The organism is Turicibacter sp. TJ11 (assembly GCF_021497505.1).
Taxonomy (GTDB): Bacteria; Bacillota_I; Bacilli_A; order MOL361; family Turicibacteraceae; genus Turicibacter.
On the sequence record NZ_CP069349.1, the window covers coordinates 652,838 to 676,077 of the forward strand.

At 31.3% G+C, this 23,240-nt stretch carries 16 protein-coding genes; 15 read left to right on the plus strand and 1 reads right to left on the minus strand.

Annotated features, from left to right (window positions below; translation table 11 throughout):
• Positions 1–36 precede the first annotated feature (36 nt).
• From JRC48_RS03100 to JRC48_RS03175, 15 genes are all read left to right on the plus strand, one after another.
• Positions 37–3,462, plus strand: coding sequence for an AAA family ATPase (locus JRC48_RS03100; RefSeq protein ID WP_235070414.1), 3,426 nt, complete (start codon positions 37–39; stop codon positions 3,460–3,462).
• A gap of 583 nt (positions 3,463–4,045) precedes the next feature.
• On the plus strand, positions 4,046–6,208 hold the full coding sequence (locus tag JRC48_RS03105; protein ID WP_235070415.1) for a DEAD/DEAH box helicase family protein: 2,163 nt from the start codon (positions 4,046–4,048) through the stop codon (positions 6,206–6,208).
• A complete protein-coding gene (locus JRC48_RS03110; RefSeq protein WP_235070416.1) occupies positions 6,201–6,365 on the plus strand; it encodes a hypothetical protein in 165 nt (54 codons plus the stop codon). Before JRC48_RS03105 ends, JRC48_RS03110 begins: the two co-directional genes overlap by 8 nt.
• Positions 6,365–8,353: an AAA family ATPase gene (locus tag JRC48_RS03115; RefSeq protein WP_235070417.1), complete on the plus strand. Its 1,989-nt coding sequence runs from the start codon at positions 6,365–6,367 to the stop codon at positions 8,351–8,353. Before JRC48_RS03110 ends, JRC48_RS03115 begins: the two co-directional genes overlap by 1 nt.
• Positions 8,353–8,880, plus strand: coding sequence for a hypothetical protein (locus JRC48_RS03120; RefSeq protein ID WP_235070418.1), 528 nt, complete (start codon positions 8,353–8,355; stop codon positions 8,878–8,880). Before JRC48_RS03115 ends, JRC48_RS03120 begins: the two co-directional genes overlap by 1 nt.
• Positions 8,881–8,893: 13 nt before the next feature.
• The gene (locus JRC48_RS03125) at positions 8,894–9,787 is read left to right on the plus strand and encodes a DUF4007 family protein (RefSeq protein ID WP_235070419.1); all 894 of its coding nucleotides are present in this window, start codon (positions 8,894–8,896) and stop codon (positions 9,785–9,787) included.
• The gene (locus JRC48_RS03130) at positions 9,771–13,205 is read left to right on the plus strand and encodes a hypothetical protein (protein WP_235070420.1); all 3,435 of its coding nucleotides are present in this window, start codon (positions 9,771–9,773) and stop codon (positions 13,203–13,205) included. The genes JRC48_RS03125 and JRC48_RS03130 overlap by 17 nt, the downstream gene beginning before the upstream one ends.
• A gap of 1 nt (position 13,206) precedes the next feature.
• Complete coding sequence (locus tag JRC48_RS03135; RefSeq protein WP_235070421.1) at positions 13,207–14,025, plus strand: hypothetical protein; 819 nt, start codon at positions 13,207–13,209, stop codon at positions 14,023–14,025.
• 27 nt (positions 14,026–14,052) lie between these two features.
• A complete protein-coding gene (locus tag JRC48_RS03140) occupies positions 14,053–14,352 on the plus strand; it encodes a hypothetical protein (protein ID WP_235070422.1) in 300 nt (99 codons plus the stop codon).
• A 184-nt stretch (positions 14,353–14,536) separates the two neighbouring features.
• Positions 14,537–14,746 (plus strand): DUF1659 domain-containing protein, encoded by a 210-nt coding sequence (locus JRC48_RS03145; protein ID WP_235070423.1) that lies wholly within the window; start codon positions 14,537–14,539, stop codon positions 14,744–14,746.
• A gap of 20 nt (positions 14,747–14,766) precedes the next feature.
• Positions 14,767–15,003 carry a DUF2922 family protein gene (locus JRC48_RS03150; protein WP_235070424.1) on the plus strand — a complete coding sequence of 79 codons (237 nt, stop codon included), beginning with the start codon at positions 14,767–14,769 and terminating at the stop codon, positions 15,001–15,003.
• A 259-nt stretch (positions 15,004–15,262) separates the two neighbouring features.
• A complete protein-coding gene (locus JRC48_RS03160; RefSeq protein WP_304941326.1) occupies positions 15,263–15,802 on the plus strand; it encodes a sugar O-acetyltransferase in 540 nt (179 codons plus the stop codon).
• 234 nt (positions 15,803–16,036) lie between these two features.
• Entirely contained in the window at positions 16,037–17,767 is a 1,731-nt protein-coding gene (locus tag JRC48_RS03165) for a DEAD/DEAH box helicase (protein WP_370630392.1), read from the plus strand.
• Between the two features lie 174 nt (positions 17,768–17,941).
• Positions 17,942–19,840 (plus strand): AAA family ATPase, encoded by a 1,899-nt coding sequence (locus JRC48_RS03170; RefSeq protein WP_235070425.1) that lies wholly within the window; start codon positions 17,942–17,944, stop codon positions 19,838–19,840.
• A gap of 8 nt (positions 19,841–19,848) precedes the next feature.
• On the plus strand, positions 19,849–21,171 hold the full coding sequence (locus JRC48_RS03175; protein WP_235070426.1) for an McrC family protein: 1,323 nt from the start codon (positions 19,849–19,851) through the stop codon (positions 21,169–21,171).
• 387 nt (positions 21,172–21,558) lie between these two features.
• Here JRC48_RS03175 and JRC48_RS03180 read toward each other — a convergent pair whose 3' ends face one another.
• Positions 21,559–23,220, minus strand: a complete 1,662-nt coding sequence (locus JRC48_RS03180) for a leucine-rich repeat domain-containing protein (protein WP_235070427.1) — start codon at positions 23,218–23,220, stop codon at positions 21,559–21,561.
• Positions 23,221–23,240: the final 20 nt, after the last annotated feature.

Below are 23,240 nucleotides of genomic sequence, written 5' to 3' on the forward strand. Positions count from 1 at the left end.
TAAAAATATAGTTTGACTTTTGAAATGGGGGATTAGATGAATCAAACTTTAAAAGATTGGATTGATTATATTTATCGTGTTGGAGATAAGTTGGATGAGTTTTTGACAACAGTTCATACACCGACTAGAGATATTTTAAAGATAGAGTTCTTGAAATTCTTAATGTATTTATGCACATCAGATTGTACAGTCAGTGATCAACAGGTAACCTTTATCAAGAAATACTTAGGTTATAATTTATCACCTAACGATATCAAAGAAATGATAAATCAAAATCAAACTTACCGTATTGATTTTGAAAATAATATACCCTACAGCATGAAGCTATTTGTCACAGCTGATAACGAAGAATTTGATGATCATTTTTTAATAAGCGAGTATTTATATACTGTTTATTCTATTTTAGGGGAATCGTTTTTGAACTGTGACTTGGCTGCGACAGAGGATGAAAAGAGAAGTAATCAGAATCAAAATTTTGATACTTATTTAAGAAGAATCAAAGGCTTTATTAGAACAGAAGTGAGACGTGAATTCATTGAAAATAAAGCCATAGTAATTAAACAAATCAAAAATATTATGAATCAATTATATGAATACGGAGATGAACTAGACGAACTATTGACGATGATTAGAATACCTTTTAGAGAGATTCTAAAAATAGAATTATTGAATTTTTTAGTGTATCTATCTTCGTTATGCTGGACAGAACCTGATCATGTAGCAAAGTTTATTAAAGAATACTTAGATTATGATTTATCGTGTAATGAAATTAAAAAGCGTATGAATAAAATAGATTATGAAAATTATAAGAGCGCTATACCGATTGGTATGTATTTATGTGTTATGGCAGATAATAACCACTTCTATGATTTTTTAGTCAGTCATTACTTATACCGTATTTATTATATTTTAGGAAGATTATTTTTAATGTGTGAACCGTTTAGTATAAATAGTGGTGTTCAATATCTTAATAAGTATTTAACAACACTAGATGATTTTATTGGAACACAAGTGATACGTGAAAATAGTGATGGTGATTTTAAGTATCAATACCAGTCTTTAATAGACTCTTTTAATTTAGATTTAAATGATTGGCTAGATGAATTAGGTGTCTGGAATTATTCAATGGAATACGCTGGATATCCATATAAATCAGATTTGATGCTTGATCGCTATCATGATTGGAATGCTTACATAAAATTTCATGGATTTATAAGCGCTTCTGATACTGATTTTAATACACGTCGACGTTTAGAGACCTTTAGAGAATATTATCGATTATCAGATTTGGATTTAGGTGATGTTATAGAATACGATAAATTAGAGGCAAAGTTAGATAGTGACTCTCTGAAAGAATTAGAAGAAGACAAGAGTGAGATTAATGAAATTGAGGAGAATGAAACTCCGGATTCAATAGATGATTTAGAGATAGATTTTGATTTAGAAGACTTGATGAAAGAATTAGAAGAGGAAGAAGACAAGAGTGAGATTAATGAGGTGGAGGAGAACGAAACCCCAGATTTAATAGATAATTTAGATATAGATTTTGATTTAGAAGACTTGCTGGAAGAATTAGAAGAAGAAAAGAGAGTGATTAATGAAGTGCAGGAGAATGAAACTCCGGATTCAATAGATGATTTAGATATAGATTTTGACTTAGAAGACTTGCTGGAAGAATTAGAAGAAGAAAAGAGAGTGGTTGATGAGGTGGAGGAGAACGAAACCCTAGATTCAATAGATGATTTAGATATAGATTTTGATTTAGAAGACTTGTTGGAAGAATTAGAAGAGGAAGAAGAAAATAGTGAGATTAATAAGATGCAGGAGAATGAAACTCCGGATTCAATAGATGATTTAGAGATAGATTTTGATTTAGAAGACTTGTTGGAAGAATTAGAAGTGGAAGAAGATAAGAGTGAAATTAATGAGGTGGAGGAGAATGAAACTCCAGATTTAATAGATGATTTAGCCCTATATTTTGATTTAGAAGAGCTGCTGAAAGCATTAGAAGACTTGCTGGAAGAATTAGAAGAAGAAAAGAGAGTAATTAATGAAGTGCAGGAGAATGAAACTCCAGATTTAATAGATGATTTAAACCTAGATTTAGATTTGGATGAGATCATGGAACACGATGAATTAGAGGAGAAGTCAGAGGTTCGTGAAAAGGATAGTGACTTGCTGAAAGAATTAGAAGAGGAAGAAGACAAGAGTGAGATTAATGAGGTACAGGAGAACGAAACCCTAGATTCAATAGAAGACTTAGATTTAGACATCGATTTGGATTTGGATGACATTATAGAATACGATGAATTAGAAGAGAAGTCAGAGGTTTATGAAAATGAGGATGACTTACTGAAAGAATCAGAAGAAGAGAGAGCGATTAACGAGATGGAGAATGAAGCTTCAGATTCAATAGACGATTTAGACATCGATTTGGATTTGGATGAGATCATGGAATACGATGAATTAGAAGAGAAGTCAGAGGTTTATGAAAATGAGAATGACTTGCTGAAAGAATCAGAAGAAGAGAGAGCGATTAACGAGATGGAGGAGAATAGAGAATCAGATTTAACGGAATCAATAGATGATTTATTACAACAACTTGATTCACTAACTGGCTTAGAAAATGTAAAGGAAGAGGTTCATTCATTAATTAACTTACTACGCATTAGAAAAATTCGTGAAGAAAGAGGACTAATCAATATTCCGTTATCGTTACATCTCATTTTTTCGGGTAATCCTGGAACAGGAAAAACTACCGTTGCCAGGTTATTAGGTGAAATTTATCATCGTTTAGATGTTCTTTCGAAAGGGCATTTAGTTGAATTGAATTGTTCAACATTAGCGGGAGGTTATGTCGAACAGACAACGCTCAAATTGACAGAAGTGGTTGAAAAATCATTAGGTGGTATTCTTTTTGTTAATGAACCCTACTCGTTAATGATTAATAAATTGGATAATGATTTGGTTAACGCGCTTTTAACAGCGATGGAAGTTCATCGAGATGATTTTATTATGATTGTGTCAGGATCGCCTGAACCTATGGATGAATTTTTAAATTCATATCCAGAACTGCATGCACAATTTAATAAACAGATTCATTTTTCAGATTATAGCTCAGATGAATTAGTTCATATTTTTGAAGGGATGTGTCATCATGCTGGGTATAGAGTGAGTGTTGATTGTACGACCTACGTTAGACACTATTTTGAAAAACGTTGTTTAGAGCGAGATATCAATTTTAAGAATGGAAGAGAGGTAAGGGACTTCTTCGAAAAGGCGATGATGAATCAAGCTAATAGACTTTCGATGACTCAAAACATTACTGATCAAAACTTGATTGAATTAACAGTAGAAGATGTTGAACAGACTGTATTGGATTTAGGTCAACAATTAGGACATAAAAAAGTTAAGTTTTTAAGTGGTCTATCACGCAAGCTAATGACACTCTTCAGGCGTTAAATAAATGTACGCTTTTTCAGGGGAATATAGGTTCATATATTTAACAGGGATTAGCTTTTATTAATTTTATCTTCTAATTCAAGTAAACATGTATATAACAAGGAGATAAGGATACCACACGACACAAGTGCGGAGTGGGTATCCTTATTCTTTTGAGAACGTAAAAAGCACGAGTAATCATTAGGATTATCTCGCTACTATAATTCATACCATTATTAAAGTTTTCTAAAATCATTGTAAGTCAATAATTAATAAATCAGTCTTTTTTCCTAATATTATTCATATATTTTGATGAAGTGAATTTATGGATAGTAATTTATTTTAGTGAGAATAACTATTAGTTTTTTTACTAAATCAAAATAATAGATCTATTAATATAACTCTCAGTATTTTTAAATTAATAATTAATTTACTTTTATTAACTGTTTAATGAACTATTGAAAAAGAATGAATATTTTATATAATTATTATTATAATGTTACAAAAATTGGATGAATTATATAAAATTATCTATAAAATTACATAATGATATTTCTGATTAGAGATATCAAATAAAGTTAATGAAATAGGTGGGATATGCGGAGTGAGTTTTATAGATTTGGATATAAGAGATGAATACAGGAGTTTAACAAACAATATTATAGAGGAGTTTTATACTCCTATTCTATCAAAATCAATTATTTATCAACGGGCAGTCGGTTTTTTTTCTTCAACGGCTTTAGTTGAATTATCGAAAGGAATTACTCACTTAGTGAGAAATGGAGGTAAAATTCAAGTAGTAGCCTCACCTCGGCTCTCTGAAGAAGATATTAGCGCTATTAATAAAGGGATTGAACTTAGAGATGAAGTGATTGTGAAGAACTTGAAGGCAAGTTTATATGATGCAACTAGTTACTTTGAAGAAGAGCGGTTAAATTTAATCTGTAATCTTATCGCTAAAGGGATACTAGAGGTAAGAATTGCTATTATGACATCTGGTGATAATCAGGTATGTATGTATCACGAAAAGATGGGATTGATGAGTGATGATTTAGGAAACTCTATTGCATTTACAGGTTCAATGAACGAGACAAGTACTGCGTTTAACTATAATTATGAAACAATTGAAGTTTATAAGTCTTGGACACATGATAGAAATAGAGTATTAGCTAAAGAAAATGCATTTAACACAATTTGGAATAATAATGAGCCAAATATCGAAGTTGTTAAATTTGAAGAGGTTACGGAAGAATTGTTTAAAAAGTATCAAAAGAACAATACGATAGATTTAAGTTTAGACAATGAAGATCAACTACCAAAGGAGGTAAAAGACTTAAAAATAACAGATTTCAAGTTGCCTCCTAGTTTACAACTTTATGATTACCAACAACAAGCAATATTGAACTGGAAAAATAATGGTTATTGTGGGATTTTTAGTATGGCCACAGGAACTGGGAAAACGATAACCAGTTTAGCAGCCTGCATCGAGCTATATAACGATTTAAAATCTAATCTAGGTGTGATCATTGTTTGCCCGTATCAACATCTTGTAGAGCAGTGGGTAGATGAAGCTAATTTGTTTAATATGAAACCAATCATCGGTTATTCTAAATCTTCACAATTGAATTGGTACATTCGCTTAAAAAATAACATAAAGGCTTTTGAAAAGGGGACAAAAAATCATTTTTGTTTTATTACAACGAACGCAACATTTGCAACAGAAAAAGTACAAAAGGTGATAAAGAAAATAACTAAAAATACGTTGATTATCATTGATGAGGCACATAACTTTGGTGCGTATAAGTTATCTAAAACATTACCTGAAAATATTCCTTATCGAATTGCACTTTCAGCTACAATTAGTCGAAAAAATGATGAAGAAGGAACAAAGTACTTATCTGCGTACTTTAAAGAAAAATGTATCGATTATACGATTGAAGAAGCTATTAAGAATAAACGATTAACTCCTTATTATTATTATCCTATTATTGTCTCATTAACAGATGATGAAAGGTTTGAGTACATAGAGTTATCTAAGAAAATTATAAAACATTGTAAGTTTGATAAAGATGGAAATGTATCCATTAGTGAGAGCGGGAAGATGTTATTAATTCAAAGATCTCGAATTGTAGCAGGAGCGAAAAATAAATTATCGACACTGAAGCGGGTGATGAAGGATCATCTTAATGATTCTCATATGTTATTTTATTGTGGTGCCACAAGTGGAAGATACGATGATGTTGAAAGTTTAGACATTGATGAGTGCGAAATTAGGCAAATTGATGCCGCCGTTGATTTGTTAGGAAATAAATTAGGCTTAAAAGTGGCTAAATATACGTCAACGGAGGATATCCCAACTAGGCTGCAGCTTAAGGATTCCTTAGCAAGTGGCACAAAATTACAGGGCTTAGTTGCTATTAGATGTTTGGATGAGGGGGTCGATATTCCTAGCATTAAAAAGGCGTTTATCTTAGCTAGTAGTACGAACCCAAAAGAATATATTCAGCGAAGAGGGAGAGTTTTAAGAAAGTTTAAGGATAAGGATTATGCCGAAATTTATGACTTTGTAACTTTACCGTATCCTTTAGAGACGGATGATATTCCGTTAGAGCAGTTAAATTTTTATAAATCTCTCATTAAAAATGAAGTTGATAGGATAAAGGAGTTTTCTGGTATTTCTTTAAATCCTTCAGAGTCATTTAATACAATTTATAAGATAATAGAGAGCTATGATAGAATAATTGATTGGAGTTATGAAGATGAGTAGAGATAACATTAAAATTAATTATCAAAAGTTAGAACGAATGATGAAAAATATTTTACGATTAGAGAAAAAAAATAATAAGACAAAAACGAAACTAGACAGGGACATGGTATCTGAAATCAAAAAAATTATTATAGATGAATTGAAGGAGAATGAGTAATGTTTCTAAAATATATTAAATTAAAGGATTTTAGGCAGTACATTGGGACACAAGAGATTCAGTTATCATCATCGACTTTATCGGAGGATGATAAAAATGTTACTATTATTTTAGGACAAAATACAGCAGGGAAAACAACTTTATTACAAGCATTTAAATGGTGTTTTTATGGTAAAACTGATTTCAAAAAAGATAATTTATTAAATAGTGATAAAGCTTTTAAGATGAAGCCTGGAGATACAGAAGAGGTTAGAGTTGAAATTGGGTTGATTCATAGTGAAATAGAGTATGTCATTTATAGAAAACAAACTTATTATATAACTTCTACTGGTAAATTAGCTAAGGAAGCATCGGAAGTTGAGGTGACCTTTAAAGATAAAGATGGTCAAACAGTTAATGTAAAACAACCGCAAATAAGAGATAATATTAATGAAATTTTACCAGAAGATTTGTCTAATTACTTCTTTTTTGATACAGAAAGAATTGGTAGTATCAGTGCGAAAAGTGATGTGTCTGCCGCTGTTAAAGGGTTACTAGGACTAACTGTATTAGATAACACAATGAGACATTTAAATAAAGGAGAGAAGATCTCCGTAATTGGGCAATTTAGATCTGAATATGATGCCGAAGGAAATGAGGCAATTGACGCAATAAGAGAAGAACTATATAAAAAGAGTGATGAGAGAGACAAGTTAGAAGAGGAAATAAAACAATATAAATTGGAAAGAGTTCGTAATTTACAAATTAAAGATGATTTACATGATAAGCTGAGTAATCTTAAGTCTGTAGCAGAAGATCAAATTAAAAAGAATAGCTTAGAAATAAAGCTTGATAAAGCGGAAAAAAAATATCAAGATAAACAAAATCAATTTAAAGCGAAGTACAGTAAATCAATCCTTAGTATTGTAGCATCTTCTTTAATTAAAGATGTAAATAAGTTATTACATGATACAAAGGTAGATGACAAGGGAGTTATTGATGTTACTTCAAGAACAATCAATGAAATCCTTAAACGTAAGAAATGTATTTGTGGAACGGAATTTTGTAAGGGAGATGAACACTATTTAGCGTTAGTTCATGAAAAGTCGTTTGTTCCACCGGAATCTTTAGGGACGACTATTAATAAGTTCAAGTTAGAGATGAAGAATTGGAAAGATAATGCTAAATCTTCATCTTCAGAATTAGATTTGTTAATTGAAAATATTAACGAGTTATCAGAATCTATTGGAGAATATGAATCAGAAATTCAATTTTTAGCTAAGAAGATACATGGTAAAGAGGATGCTACAAAGTATCAGGAGCAAATGGATGAAGTTCAGGCTATTATCGCTAATTATGAACACAAAATAGAAGAATCAAATCAAGAATTAGGAATTTTGATTAATGAGATAGAAAACTTGAAAAAACAACAGGATTCTTTAATAGAAGTTAAAGGCAAAAATTTAAAGCTTGCTACATATATTGCTTACGCAGAAGAAATATATAATATAATTAACAAAACATATTCTAAGAAAGAAATAGGGATTCGTGAGGCATTAGAGAAAAGAGTAAATGAAATATTTACTCGTATGTATCATGGTGAAAGATACTTAACCATTGATGAAAAATACCGAGTAACTTTGTATAATTCAGGGGGAACTGTATCAACTGAGGCCTCAACAGGATTAGAGACTGTTAAAAACTTTGCTTTTATAACAGGATTGGTCGCATTGGCTAAAGAAAAGCTGAAAAATACTGATTCAGATAATGGGTTGGAACTAGAATCTGAAGCTTATCCACTTGTTATGGATGCGCCCTTTTCAAATGCAGATGAAACGCATGTAAAGAATATTGCTAAATTAGTTCCTGAAGTTGCGGAGCAAGTATTAATTTTTGTGATGGAAAAGGACTGGCAACATGCCAAAACAGTTATGGGACATAGAGTTAATAAAAAATATTACTTAGATAAGCAATCAGAAACCACAACATATATTAAGGAGTGCGAATAATGTTTGAAAAGGATTTTAGGTTTGTTGGGAAGCATGCAAAATATGTTAAGGACTTAGTTAAAGCTAAAATTTTTCAGCGAAATATTGATGTATATATGTTAGGGGCATTAATAGGTATAACTTATAATAAAACAGCAACAAAGGATACAAATTCAGATAATGACACATTGATACCAGTTAGTGTATTTATTAATGAAAAACCAACTTGTACATTTATTTATCGATTAGTGATGCTACTTTCAGATATAAAAGATGAGGAAATGAATATAGAAAACCGTTTAAATCGAGCATTTCGTGATGATGTAGAGCAAAATAACGAAAGTAAGATGAAGGATAATATGGACTTATTTCATAGTTATGTTTTAGGCGGTGTTGAGAAAATTTATGAACTGTACACGTCAAACGGTACAAGTAAGGACGAATATCTAGAACGCATGATCGAACTATTAGAAGATTTTCAGCATACAAATATTATCGAAAATGATGAACTGAATGAGGAAACGTTATATAAATATTTAAAAGATTAGGAAGGATTATATTATGGGATTTGGCCAACATCAAAGTTTTTATCTGCGAGAGGGATGGCTACATAAAGGATTAGAAGCAATTACTCAAGATAATACCCTATTAACACAAAAAGATGCATTTGAAAAATTAGGAATTGGAAAAAATATGATCGCTTCCTTACGCTTTTGGTTAGTGGCGTGTGGAGTAGCAGAGTACGATGTGAAAAACAAATCATACCACATAACTGAAATGGGGCAATTGATTTTTAATAATGACTCAAATTTAAATTTAAACTTTTCTAAAGCTCTAATTCATTATTACTTAGCTAAAAATTCCGATATCGCTGATTTGAATGGAAGTAAAAGTGCGACGATTATCTACTGGTTCTTTAATGAGCTAGAAGGAACGGTATTTGAAAAACAATTCTTACTAGATCAGTATACGAAGTGGGCGACGATGCAAAAAGACGTAGCAGAAAATTCTCTGAAGCGGGATATTGAATGTTTAATCCAAATGTATGATGTTAATAACACCTACTTTGATCCAGAAGATGTGCTTCACAGTCCGTTAGCTGATCTGAAATTATTAACGAAAACAGATTATATTAGTAAAATGGACGGAAATCTTTCCTTTATACCAAATGAAATCATTTTATTAAGTATTTGCGATTATTTATCAGTACATGATGTGGACTCAATCACCTTAAATGAGCTAGTGAATGAGAAAACACTACCAGGTAAAATATTTAATTTAAAGCAATCGGATCTTTTAGAGGTCGTTTATTCTCTGAAAAAACAAGGATTAATAGAATTTACTCAAACGAATAACCTAGACACAATTCATCTAAAAAAACGTGATTTAAATTGTATCTCAATCATAGAAGATTATTATATGGAAAGTAGGAAATTAGATGGAACAATCATTTAAACCAAGTATCAATATAAAATACGATTTTAGTGCTAATAACTTATTAGATTACTATATTCCTACTCCAACACACATAGAAGCGATTAATTCAATTGCTCAATCTGTTTTAAAATCAAAGAATACAAATAATCATATTATCATTGGGGCTTACGGAACAGGGAAATCGTTATTAGGGTTACTGATTGCAAATTTAATCTCGAATACTTTCTCTTCTAACGAAATAAAACAATTACAACACTCATTTTCAAAGTATGATGATTCCATTGAAAACAATATAAATAAACTGAAATCCTTAAAAATTAAGTATCTTCCAGTCTTTATAAACGGAAATGAAGGATCATTGCAAAATGCGATTTTAGTTAATACTTATCAAGTGTTAAAAAATAATGGGATTAACATTGTTCAAAATAATAAAAGCGAACAAATCTTTCAAACAATCACAAGATGGGAGAAAGAGTTCCCACAAACGTTTGAACAATTTAAATTATTATTAAATACTTATGGAAAAACGATTAAAACGTTTAGTTTAGAAATTGAATCACTTAACGAAGATACAATTGAATTATTTGAAAAGATTTATAGTCAATTAACAGCAGGTGCAACATTCAATTATACGAACAACGATAATTTTATTGTTGAAATGGAGAATATCTTACACCAACTAAACGAACAAGGATATGGGTTAATTTTTATTTATGATGAGTTTGGACGCTTTTTACAAACATTACCCGAGGATAAAACCTATGTGACGATGCAATATCTTCAAGATTTAGCAGAGTTATTTGATCATGGAATTAATAATGCACAATTAGTCCTGATTTCTCATAAAGATATGAGACACTATTTTGATGAAAACTCAAAATTTAGAGATGAGTTTCAACGTATTGAAAAACGTTTTAAGAAACAGTATATTAGCTCAAATACAAATATGTTTTTAAATATTGCAGAAAGTATCATTTCTAAAGAGAGAGCAACTGATATTAACGCATTTGAATTAGAATCCCATTTAAACTTACTAAGACAATATCCTATTTTTAATCTGAATCGTACAGAACTTCAATCATTAGTTGTTACAGGGTGTTACCCGCTACATCCGATTACTTTAAGGTTATTAATGCCGCTTTCTAATATTTTTGGTCAAAATGAGCGAACACTTTTCACGTTTTTAGATAGTACAGATACAAATGGATTAAAATATTTTTTAAAAAATGGATCAGGTTATTATAAACCTTCTAAATTGTTTGACTTTTTCTTTCCAGATTTAAAAAGCATCTCTCAAATTGAAGAAAAACACGCCTTATTAAAGACGTATTTAAAAAATAAAACTAAACTGCCACAAAATAAAAACTCAGACCATTATGAGAATATGATGGAGATTCTAAAATTTATTACGCTTTGGCAAATTACCAATATGAACTCTAATCAAGCGTTGACGACTGAATTCATTTCGTATGCCCAACAGTTAGATCTGTCATATACGGAACAATTACTGGCTAAACTTCGAGGATTTAGAGTTATTCGATTCAATCGTTTATACTCTCAATGGGAGATGTATGAGGGTAGTTCAGTAGATATTGATAAAGAGATTGAAAATAAAGTATTTAATCTAGCTCTTACGGAAAAAATGCAATGTAATCTCATTGAATCTCTATTAGAAAAACGATTCATTACTGCTGATCGTTATAACTTGACGAAGAAAATGATTCGTTTTAGTACCATTCATGTGTTCACTGATAAAGAGATCTTAAAAGAAGATTTATCTTATCAGTTTTTAGACAAAGATTCAGATGCAAGAATTAATCTCATTATTCCAACGGGCGAAGAGACTACTAAATTAGAGAGAAAAATACAACAATTAAAAGAGCAATTTACTAATAATATTTATGTTATCTATCATAAACCTTTAGCGACATTTGATAGAGATGTTAAAAAATATTGTGCCATCAAGTCACTTTTAGAAAATTATACTTTATTAAATGAAGATTCTTTTGTTCAGGTGGAATTACAAATTGAACTCCAAGAAACAGAGTATTACTTAAAGGAGTTAATTAGTGATCTAACCTCTTTTCCTTCAAAAGCTCAGTGGTTTATTCCGCATTATGAAAACGTATTGATGATTCAAAGCGAGTTACAGTTAAAAAACATTCTTTCAGACATGTTCTTTAGAGATTATCCCCATACGCCTGTGATCAATAACGAAGCCTTTAACCGAAGAAATGTGGCTAATGTTCAAAAAAGTGCATCAAAAAAAGTGATTGATGCAATCTTAACGTATCCGAAGCAAGACAACTATAACATTAAAGGCTTTGGTCCAGATTATTTGATTTATGCGACAACCTTTAAAAATAATGGGATTATGAACGCTACTGATTTAGAGCGTATGACAGATGTTAATATGATTGAATTACGAGAAGCTTTAATGAAAGAGTTGAAAAATAACTCTTCATTTAGCTCATTAGTGAATATCTTCAGAAATAAACCATTTGGAATTCGAGAACCACTTATCCCAGTGCTGCTTATTGGAATGTTACAAGATACTTGGTCAAATATTATGTTCTTTAATAAAGGGCAGTATATCAGCAAGGTTACTAGCCATGAGTTATGTGAAATGGTCGTAAATAGTGAAGGGATAACTTATCAGGTTAATAATTTTAATGAACAAGATTTTGAGTTCTTTAATCAGGTACTAGATGTATTTAATGGCTATATTTCTGAGCATGTTCGAGATAAATCTATTCATATTCAAGCAAGTAGTGCTTTATTAGGTTGGTTACAAAGTTTACCTCGATATACACAAGTTTCAAGTCTACAATCAGAAGACCTACTATTATTTAAAACATATATTAGACGTTTAGAAGTTGATCCAACTGATTCTCTAAACTGGTTAAAAAATCATTTAACTAACCTCAATGAATATAAGACAGCGTTAGATGGATGGTTTGAAAACCAAGTACAATCTGTTTATAATGAAATAGTGAAAGCTAATGATATGACTGATCTTTATAGCTGGGCTAAAGAAAAGTATGAAACTAATAAAGATAATAAGTTCATTCAACAGTTGTTAGCTTGTAAACACGAAACATCTGTGGAATTATTAAATGAGTTATCTTATTGTTTGTTTGAATTCTATGCTACTGAATGGACAGATAGCTTTACTCAAACATTTATAAACGAAATGACTGATTTAATTCTTTCAGTTAATGAAACTGACTTTGATGAAGAAAAATATGTGTCATTAAAACTAAATGACTCAACAAAATTTATCATGAAAACCGAATTAACACCAAGAGCTAAAAGCTTACAAGATAACTTACAACGTATGATTAATAGCTCAGGTAAACGAATTACAAACAACGAATTAGAATACATTTTATATACGATCATTAACGAGAAGTTAAATGATGTAGAGGAGGCTTAATATGTTACCGAAAGAAGAAAGAAAGCCACTACACGTAGCTATGTTTAGTGGCGGTGCATCTAGTGCATATGTAGCCTATCGTATGGTACAACAAAATGGCATAGAAAACTGTGTATTATTCTTTACCGATACTCAGTGGGAAGATGAAGATAATTATCGCTTCATGGAGGAAGTCGCTGATTATATTGGATTAGAAATGACCTATATTGTAGATGGTCGTACACCAGAGGATGTATTTTTTGATATGGGGTACTTAGGAAATTCTAGACTTGCTAAATGTTCAGAGGAAATTAAAGTTCGTCAAACGTTAATTTATATTGAAGAAAAACGTATGGAAGGTTATGAACCAATTCTTTATTTTGGAATTGGTCCACATGAGAAACATCGTGCCGAAAATTTAACTAGCTTCTATGAACATTTTCCAATTGAGCCTGTCGCCACACGTTTTCCTTTAATTGAGACGTTTAGAGAGGATCTAGATGCTAAACATATTATTGAAAATGAATGGGGAATTAAATTACCACGTATGTATGCTCTTGGCTTTGAACATGCCAATTGTGCAGGTCGTTGTGTACGTGGGGGGTATCGCCATTACGCCACACTATATAAAGTTTGGCCTGAACGTTATTTAGAGCAAGAAGATATGGAACGTCGTTTTAGAGAAGAATTCAAAAAGGATGTCTCTATTTTAAAAAGAAATGGAACACGTTTTACTCTAGAAGAATATCGAAAAATGATGGATACCAAAGGATTTGAAGTCTTAGTTCAAGAAAAAGATGATGAATCTCAATCCATTCCATGTGTTTGTACCTTTTCTTAATTTAGATCAAGGAAAGTAGAGGATGAGATGAAAAATAAAAATCGGAATGATTTATTAAAGTATATGCTACAAGCATTTGAAAATAATACTTATTTATCTTATCAAGAGATTGTAGATCATATAGAATATAAACAAAATATATCTCTAGAATGTTATGATTATCCCGCTTCCGCAGTCAAAAATACTATTTTAGACTATGGAATATATACTGATGGGGGAGTAGCTGGGAGATATAAAGCAAAATATCCTTTGTTTATAGCTAACGATCAAAAAGATAAATCTCAAAGAACTGTTGAACAAATCAAATGGAAAAAAATCGAGTATTAATTCAACTTTCAGTTTAATTTATTTATAATAAGAAAAGAGGTTAATGACGGATGGACGTGATTAGCCTCTTTTTCATTTTTATCTACTTCAAATGGATATACCTTTGGATGAAAACGCAAATCACGATATAATTAACTTGTAGGTAGCGCTATCTAAAAAACATAATGAATTCGGGGGAATGAACATGGAAGAAATTTATGATCGCAAGTTATCCATCTATATGAAGGATGGATTTGATGAGGAAGGAAAAGACATCACGAAAACGAAAACTTTTTCAAATGTGCGCCTAGATACAACGGATGAAGAGTTATCAAACTTTAGAGATAAGTACATTGCTTTAGCAGCGGGAACACATACGAAATCAGTCGTCGCAGACTATCGTTTAATCGACTAATTAAAGGGGGATAAAAGGTTATGGAAGAAACATACACACTCACTTGCAAGTTTAAAGATACTAAAAACAAAACACGTTCAATTATGATTAATAATCCAACCGAGGATTTAAGTGACGATAAAATCAAAGACTTCATGAACTGTGTCATTGATGATGAAATTTTAATCATTGATGACTTAGATCCTGACTTAAAATATGCAAGTATTTTAGGGGCAGAATTAACAACGAAAACAGTTGAAGAAATTGATTTAGTTTAATCATGAAGGAGCCGCAACATTAATTGTGGCTCTTTTGTTTTTGCTAGAAGATGATTAGTATTCATGATATAATAATGACGATAATCTTTCAAAAATTGAACAGCAATTACCCAAATAAAAATAGACTCGCTTATAAGTTGAGTCTATTTTTGTTCTATCATTGATTTAGAGAAGTCTGTAATCCAGAAGATTATGGATGCTTATTAATGTGCTATAATCAAATCAATAATTGATACTAAAAGGAATAGAAGGTGAAACGGTGAAAGAAAGAATTTATTATGTTCGTGGCACTGATGAACTTCGAAAAAAAGCTTTACGTGCAGCGAAATTAGTACGTGCGATCAATATGCACGATTTAGAAGATGATAAAGGTAAAGAGGAATTAATTCGTGAGTTATTTGGAACAGTGGGAGAATCGCCTTGTGTTGAAGATAATTTCCATTGTGATTTAGGAACGAATATTCACGTTGGAGATCATTTTTATGCAGGATTTAACTGTACGATTTTAGATATGGCAGAAGTTCGTATTGGTGATCATTGTATGTTTGGTCCAAATGTCAGCCTATATACTGCTGGTCATAAGATTACTCCGAGAAATAGAAATAAGGACGGGTATGGTATTCCTATTACAATAGGAAACGATGTTTGGATTGGTGGAAGTAGTGTTATTTTACCTGGGGTCAGTATTGGAGATAACTCCATTGTCGCTGCGGGATCAGTGGTTACTAAAGACGTTCCATCAAATGTGATTGTAGCTGGAAATCCTGCTAAAGTTTTAAGAGTAATTGAAGAAGAATAACATCTAATGATTATAAGCGTCATCTCTAAACTAAAGTTAAGATTTTGGCTATAAAAAAGGCAGTTAAATAGCTGTGTACTATCTAACTGCTTTTTTATTTACGACTGTGACTTGAAACTTTAAATCATATTTCCATTTTAGTTGTTTTATGTGTCGGCTTCATCCATCTCATTGTGATTCCTATTAAAACTAATATCTAATTATTTTCCGTTTTCAGAAGTAGCTGTTACGGGAATTGGTAAAACATACTTAGCTGCATTTGATTCAAAAGAATATAAACGTATCTTGTTTGTTGCCCATCGTGAAGAAATTTTAAAACAAGCGGAGCGAAGTTTTGCAAATGTTCGTCCGTTAAGTGAACGTGGATTCTTTATAGGAAGTCAAAAAGAGATGAATAAAGATATTGTCTTTGCTTCTGTTCAAAGTTTAGGAAAAGTTGAGAATTTGAGTTTGTTTGAACGTGACTATTTTGATTATGTGATCATTGATGAATTTCATCATGCCGTTGCGTCAAATTATCAAAACATTCTTCATTACTTTCAACCGAAGTTTCTTCTAGGAATCACAGCTACTCCTGAGCGATTAGATAGTAAAGATGTGTTAGCCATTTGTGATTATAACGTCGTGTATGAAGCACCACTAAAAAAGGCGATTAATCAAGGGTGGTTAGTCCCTTTTCGTTATTATGGAATTTATGATGAAACGGTCAATTATGAAGATATTACGTACCAAAATGGAAAGTATCAAAGTGATGAACTTGAAGAAGCACTCAGTATTCATCAACGAGCTGATTTAATTTTAAATCATTATAAAAAATATCGTTCAAAACAGGCGCTTGGATTTTGTACGAGTAAACGTCATGCAGATTTTATGGCTCAATCTTTTAAAGATCAAGGTATTAAAGCGTGTGCAGTTTATAGTGGAGAGAGGGGTGTTCATAACTTAGCACGTGAAGAAGCATTAAGCCAACTTGTTAAAGGGGAATTAAACGTTATTTTCTCAGTTGATATGTTTAATGAAGGGTTAGATATTGCTTCATTAGATATGGTCATGATGTTAAGACCGACTGAATCACCGACCATTTTTATGCAACAACTCGGACGTGGGTTACGTTTATCTAAGAATAAGCATTATTTAAATGTTTTAGATTTCATAGGAAACTATAAAAAAGCTAATTTTTCACCGTATTTAATCACAGGCACGTCACAAAAAGACTATAAAAGAGCAAGTGAAGTCATTAAAGATCCATCGTTATTACCAGAAGATTGCTTGATTGATTTTGATTTTAGACTGGTTGATTTATTTGAAAGAATGGAACGTTCATCACTTAAAATAGAGCAATTGTTAGCAGAAGAGTATGAACGGATTAAAGACGAGTTAGGTCATCGTCCGTCACGGACTGAATTTTTCACCTACTTAGATGATCGAATTTATGTGAATGTAAAGAGTAAATCAAAAATAAATCCATTCAAAAACTATTTAGCGTTTTTAAAGAAACAAAACGATTTAACAAAGCAAGAACTCGCGTGGTTTGAAACCCCGGCTTCTGACTTTATTCAGATGATTGAAAAAACAGCGATGTCAAAAACATATAAGTTACCCACGTTCTTAGCCTTTATTGATGATAATCAGTTGTTATTAAAAATTGATGATGAGGGGTTATATGAATCTTTTCATGAATTTTATTCTCATGGATCAAATGCCATCGATTTATTACGTGATAAAAGCACAAAGAATTTTAAAGAGTGGGAAAAAGCTGAATTTGTTAAGTTAGCACGTAAAAACCCCGTTCATTTTCTTTGTCAAAGTGAATCAGATTTCTTTAGTAAAGATGAGACGTATATGTATTTAACCGATAAGCTCTCACCGTATCGAAATAATCCATCTTTTATTGAACACGTCAAAGATGCGATTGAACTTAGAAAACAAGAGTTTTACAAAAATCGTTTAGATAAATTACATTAATTGTATTTTTTAATTACCGAAAGTAATAATTAAGGCAATCTATTAAGAAAGAAACTATGTGTTAGTAAACGACTAACTCGTTCATTTACAAAAGAGTTATAAAATGATTAATACAGAATTCTTTTTAGGATGAGTGATTGATTTTAAAAGAGTTGATAGATGGAGTGGTGTAGTATGAATTATTGGATTTTTCAAGGTAATCCTCGTCACAAAGATAAGGATGATCGATATTTTGATGTGACTAAGTATGTTTTAGAAGAAGATGTTTTGACTTGGGAGGTTCGTCAAAAGCATTATGTTAATCAAATTAAAACGGATGACTTAGTTTTTATTTGGAGAGCTGATGGAAACCAAAAAGGTAGTGGGGGAATTATAGCAAAAGGAATAGTTGTTTCTGATGTGCGTTTTAATGTAGAAAAGGATGTTAATCAAGTTGAGGTTAAGGTGATTGAACGTAAAGTAACCCCTGAAGCGGGAATGATTTTACGCAGTGAGTTAAAACAGGATATAGTTTTAAGTGAGTTGCAGATTATTAAACAACCAAGCGGGACGAATTTTAAATTAAGTGACGAGGAGTTTACGTTACTAGAACAAGTTTGGAATAAAACACGCGGTATCATTAAGAAAGAAAATTGCTCCTTTTATCCGTCTTTATCAGAATATGATCCGGATATTACAGTTAACCAATTTGAAGAATTATTATTGAATGAATCAGTAGTGAAACGTTCATGGTTAGACACTTTATATTTTCTATATCAAATGGGAGGAGAAGGCACGTGTAAGCAGATCTCTATTAAATATGGAAATACGCCTCAACATTATAATCGTCACGCGATTAACATTGCCAAAGCTATTCATAACGAAATAGATTGCAAGCTTTATCTAAATAAAGATAATAAAACCACTTATTGGCCTATCCTGTTTTATGGAAAAGAGTTAAGAAGTAGTAATGAAGGAGAATTTATTTGGAAGTTGAGAGAGCCTTTATTAGAAGCAATTCAATCAATGAATAAGAAAGGGATATTTGAATGTATGAAAGATGAACAAGAATTCTTCTATAATACGATTTTATACGGGCCACCTGGAACAGGGAAGACCTATCATTCAGTACTTTATGCCGTTGCTATTTGTGATCAAATAAAGATAGAAACTTTAAAAGCTAAACCTTATGAGGAAGTTTTATCAAGATATCATCAATTAAAAGATGAGGGACGCATTTGTTTTACGACCTTTCATCAATCATACGGTTATGAAGAGTTTATCGAAGGAATTCAACCACTTATTACAGATCATGAGGCAGGTGAAATTAAATATTGCTATAAGAATGGTATATTTAAGCGATTCTGTCAAACTGCTCAGTGTTCTTTATCTACTTCACAGCCTAAACCCTATGTGTTTATCATTGATGAAATTAATCGTGGAAATGTGTCGAAAATTTTCGGGGAATTAATAACTTTGATTGAAGCAACGAAACGTTTAGGGATGAGTGAAGAAATGACAGTTTCATTACCTTATACTGGAGACTCATTTGGTGTTCCAAATAATGTCTATTTATTAGGAACAATGAATACTGCGGATCGATCAATCGCTTTAATGGATACTGCCCTAAGAAGAAGATTTAATTTTATTGAAATGCTACCTGATTCAAAGGTTTTAGAGGAAATAGGGATAGGGTCAATTACAATAAATGATGAGACACTAAATTTAGTTAATTTGTTAGAACTTATGAATAGGCGAATTGAATATCTTTTTGATCGAGAACACATGATTGGTCATGCTTTCTTCACCCCCTTAAAAAAAGATCCGACACTCGGGCGATTAGCTACTATTTTTGAAAAATCCATTATTCCTCTTTTACAAGAATATTTTTATGAAGATTATGAAAAAATTCAACTTGTCTTAGGAGATAATGCGAAAGAAGACCAATATAAATTTATTTTAGATGAACCGTTGAGAGTGAGAGAAATATTTAGTGGTCATCCTGATTTAGACTTGCCGGATAAGAAATATAACATTCAAAGATCAGCATTTTATTATTTACAAAGCTATAAAAAAATTGGGGTTGGAGTATAGATTATCCCATGAGTATGAATAAATTAATTGAAGTTCGAGAATTTGAAATGCTCACTTGCAATGATGCATTTAAAGAAGATAATAAGTATCACTATCTACCACCTCAAATCTTTCAGGAATTAAAGCTGATTATCTATGAACTGGCTGAAGAAAAGCCTGAGTTAGCCATATTGGAGTTTTTAAGAATAAGAAGTCATCGAGGTGTCGGTGAAGTTATCTCTGTTAGTAATTATGTTGGTCTTATTCAGTTAACGAGTGGATATCGAATTCAAGTTCTTCCTAAAATTTCATTTGATACCGAAGAAAATAGTACGATCCAAACGAAGCGAATCTTCTTAAAGATGTTACGTAGTCTAAAAGATTTTCCAAGTAAAGTTTTTAATGAAGCCAATTTGATGACAGATAAAATGAATTTGTATGAAATTTTTATTAATTTGTATCTTAAAGAGGTTAGACAGCTTGTGAAAAAAGGTCTTAAAGCTTCCTATTTAGAAACAGAAGATAATTTGAATTACTATAAAGGGAAATTACTCTTTTCAGAACAAATCAAGCGAAATCTTGTTCATCAGCAACGATGTTATGTCTCGTATGACGAATATGGAGTGAATCGATCAGAAAATCGAATCATAAAATCAACGTTAATTTACTTACTAAAGCAAACAACAAGTCATGAAAATCAAAAAGAAATTAGACAATTACTAACCTTCTTTGAAAAGGTTCAATTATCTACTAATTACGAGAAGGACTTTTGTAAGATTACAATTAATCGACAAACAAAAGATTATGAACTTCTCATCCAGTGGTCAAAAATATTTTTATTAAAAAAAGGTTTTACCATGTTTTCAGGGGTAACAACCAATCAGGCATTGTTATTCCCAATGGAAAAAGTCTTCGAATCCTACATGACACAGCAACTTAAACGGTTATTGAATGATTTAGATTGGGAAGTTTTGTCCCAACATAAAGGCTACTTCTTGTTTGATAACCCTCAACAGTTTGCTTTACGACCGGATATTGTAATTAATGCTAATGAAGGACGACAGATTATCATGGATATGAAATGGAAGCGACTTATTCCAAATGCTAGATCTAATTACGGAATTTCGCAAAATGATATGTATCAAATGTATGCATATGCTAAGAAATATCAAACCTCGGAAATTTGGTTGTTGTATCCGTTACATGATGAAATTCGCGATCAAACCCAGATTATTTTTGAAAGTAATGATGAAGTAAAGGTATATATTTACTTTATTGACTTAGTAAATATTGAAGACTGCTTATCCCACTTGAAGACAAATATTTTAAGTCAAGCGACACTGATGATCTAAATCGTTTTAGAATGTGTAAGAAAATGTATTGAATGTTGGATAATGGGGGAAAACAAAGGCTCTATAATATTTGGTATTGCTGATGAGGCAACGCCCTTTTCATGGAATAAAAAAAGAGACATCTCGTCTCTATCCTGTTACAATGTTATCGGCTAAAATAATATTGAAAGGATTGAGTTTGATGTCTCACTCATATTTTACTAGAAAACTCTTAAAATAATTAATTGAGCAAATAAGGCTATGGTTTTCGCTAAATAAATCTTCTCCTTATTTTCTAGTTGATTTCATATAATACGAAATTGAAATTTAATAACTAACTAATAGTGAAGTAAATATAGGCTAGAATATAGAAGTTTTGAAGAACACCATACATATGTCAACACGATATTAAAATAGGCCCTTAAATTTTATTATTCCTAAAACAATAAAAAATAATCCTATTAATCCAATCATCCCTATATCCATTCCCGTTTGTGGAGTTTGTAGAGTCTCTCCAGTTTGTGGAGTTTCCGGGGTTTCTGGAGTCTCTGGTGTTTCTGAGATAACTTCGACATCAATCTCTTTTATCGTTGTTTCACCATCTTGATCGGTTACTCGATAAACAACTTTATAAATTCCTGGTTTATCTGAATTAACTGTATTTTCAATTACGTTTTGACTCGTTATTTCAATGGGGCCATCTTCTAAATCTTCAACTTTCACATTAGCTAATGGATCAAAAGTTTCTCCAACTGAAATTATTACATCAGATGCCATAATTAATGGCGGTTGATTTATTAAAGTAAGCTTAGGGATAACAGTCACAATAATAGTTTTATTTGTTGTATTTCCATCACTATCAATTGCCTGATATTCAACTTCATATTTTCCAGGAGTCTCAACTTTTACCTCGTCTCGAATAACCTTTATTTGAATAGGTTTTTGAGCTAAATCATCTTCAACGTCTGTCACTGTTACATGGTCTAATGGATTAAACACACTGTCTTGTTTAATGGTAATATCATTAGCCTGAAAAATAGGTTTATTCATTCTAATGATTGTTTGGTATAATGCACCACTAAATGTTCCTTCGACTCCAGGAATACTATCAGAAAATAAGATTTCTTTCGTTGTTGTAGATGTAATTCCATCCCATTTAATGATCCCATTTGAATCATATGTTGTATCAGAAGGAAGATCAATTAAATTTACAAAACTCCCATCAGAAAATTTTAATGGATTCTCTATAGTAGCAACATCCTCATATGTAATAAGGTCCGGCAATGAAATCGTTTGATTATCTGCGTTGAGAAATCCGCTGGTCATATTTAATAAGCTTAAATCATGAATTTGATTATTGCTTAGATCTAAAACCCCTAATTGAGTTAAATTTTGTAATCCAGATAAATCACTAACTTGATTCTCACTGAGATATAAGTAGTTTAATCGAGTTAAAGTTTGTAATGGAGTTAAGTCACTCACCTGATTCTGATTAAGATCTAAAAACTCTAATTGCGTTAAATTTTGTAATGGAACTAAATCACTTACTTGATTCTGACTAAGATATAAATCCCTTAATTGGAGTAGATTTTGTAATCCAGATAAATCGTCAATTTGATTCTCAATAAGATATAACTGATTTAATTTAGTTAAATTTTGTAAGGGGGATAAATCACTAATTTGATTCTGACTTAAGTCTAAAAAAGTTAACTTAGTTAAATTTTGCAATGGAGATAAATCACTAATTTCATTTTTCCATATCGATAAGTAAGTTAAATTAACAGCATGTTCTAATCCTGTTAAATCTTTTATATTACGTTTTTGTGCATAAAGCCTAGTAATGGATTCCAATTGAGCTTTTGTAATATCTGAATCTAAAGGTTTATTAAGTTTTTCGTTTAGAAGAGCTTTTAAATTTTCATCAGGAATTGTTACAACCTCCTGTTTGCTCATTAAATCAGTATTTAATGAAGCTGAACCATCTTCCATAGCCTGAACTGAGATGCCAATACTACTTACATTTATTAAAAGATATGAGCTAATAATAAAAAAACAAAAAATTTTTCTCATTTTAACCTCCTTAATTAATG